Raw genomic sequence first — 1,502 nt, 5'->3', positions numbered from 1 at the left:
CGCTGCCGACCGCGGTGATCGGCCTCGTCGCGGTGGTGTTCGGCCTGGCCGTCGGCGTGCACGTCTGGCTCGGCACTCCGCTGGACGCCAACCGGGTGTCCAGCCCTGGCACCGTGTTGCGTCAGGACCGCGCCGCCGCCTTGTCGTTCACGTTGGCGTTCACGGTGTCGCTGAGCCTGTTCTACGGCCTCGCGCTGCGCCTCACCCAGGACGAGCCGACCATCCAGATCTTGGACGGCAGCGTCGACCTGGTGCTGAGCCTGGCCGGCGGCATCGCCGCCGGCCTGCTCGGCCGGTACTTCGCGCCGAAGCCGGGCACCGTCGCGTACGGCATCGCCGGGGCGCTGATCGGCGGCCAGGTGATCCAGGACATGCCCAGCGTGGCCCACGCGGTGGTGGCCGGCGGCCTGTTCGGGCTGGCCGTCGGGCTCAGCGTCTGCCTGTCCCGGGCCTGGGGCGCCTTCGGCTGCACACGGTTGTGGCTGGCCGCTCGCGGCCACATTCCGTTTGGATTCATGGCTTTCCTCGACGACGCGCACCGCCGCGGCGTGCTGCGACAGGTCGGCGCGGTGTACCAGTTCCGGCACGCCCGGTTGCAGGAGCGGCTCGCCTACCATGTGCCTGTGTGACCGGGTTACGGGTGCTGGATCAGGCAACGGCGCTGAGCATGGCAGCCGTCAGAGCCAACCTCGGTCACGGGCGGTTTTCGCCGCCTCTGACCGGTTGCGCGCTCCGAGCTTCGCCATCGCCGTCGACAGGTAGTTGCGGACCGTCCCCTCCGCGAGGTTGAGCCTGGCCGCGATCTCGGCGTTGCCGGCGCCGGTGGTGACCTCGCGCAGCAGTTCACGTTCCCGCGACGTGAGCGGGTCGGCGTGGTCCCACGCGGCCATCGCGAGCTCAGGCGCGACGACACGTTCACCGGCGTGCACCCGGCGCAGAGCGGAGACGAGGTCGGCGATCGGCGCGTCCTTGAGCACGTAGCCCGCCACGCCGGACTCCATGGCGCGCCGCAGATAGCCGCTGCGGGCGAACGTCGTGATGATCAGGACTCGTGTGGGATCGCCACGGCGGCTCAGCTCCCGCGCGACGTCGAGGCCGGTGAGACCGGGCATCTCGATGTCGGTGAGCAGCACGTCGGGCCGGTGTTCCGCAACGGCCGCAAGGGCTTCGTCACCGTTGCCCGCGGTCGCGACGACCGTGACGTCGGGCTGGAGGTCCAGCAGCTGGGCGAACGCGCCGCGCACCATCGCCTGGTCCTCGGCCAGCACCACCCTGATCACGTGGCCACCCGCAGCGGGACGGCGATCGTGACCGTGGTGCCCGCCGAGCCGGTGCGCCGGACCATTCCGCCGAGCGCGGCGATCCGCTCGCGCATGCCGGTCAGCCCGTTGCCCTCCAGCGCGTCGCCGCCAACGCCGTCGTCTGCGACCACCAGGCGCAGCTCCCCGTCGCGGGCCTCGATCCCGATGTGGCACGTCTTCGCGCTTGCGTGCCGGGCGACG

At 71.9% G+C, this 1,502-nt stretch carries 1 protein-coding gene and 2 pseudogenes; 1 reads left to right on the top strand and 2 read right to left on the bottom strand.

All coding sequences use genetic code 11. The features are described 5' to 3' along the window. Nucleotides 1-629: pseudogene (locus tag FXN61_RS51295) on the top strand (AfsR family transcriptional regulator); the annotation flags it as partial. Nucleotides 630-677: 48 nt separating this feature from the next. Here the strand turns inward: FXN61_RS51295 and FXN61_RS49385 are convergent. Then, nucleotides 678-1,280, bottom strand: coding sequence for a response regulator transcription factor (locus FXN61_RS49385; protein ID WP_167980631.1), 603 nt, complete (start codon nucleotides 1,278-1,280; stop codon nucleotides 678-680). After that, a pseudogene (locus FXN61_RS49380) lies at nucleotides 1,277-1,502 on the bottom strand (sensor histidine kinase); the annotation flags it as partial. The pseudogene FXN61_RS49380 and the gene FXN61_RS49385, both read right to left, overlap by 4 nt.

This window comes from Lentzea indica, assembly GCF_012184385.1.
In the GTDB taxonomy this organism is placed as follows: Bacteria; Actinomycetota; Actinomycetes; order Mycobacteriales; family Pseudonocardiaceae; genus Lentzea; species Lentzea indica.
The sequence above is the reverse complement of the archived record's forward strand: the minus strand, read 5'-3'. Positions and strand labels throughout refer to the sequence as shown.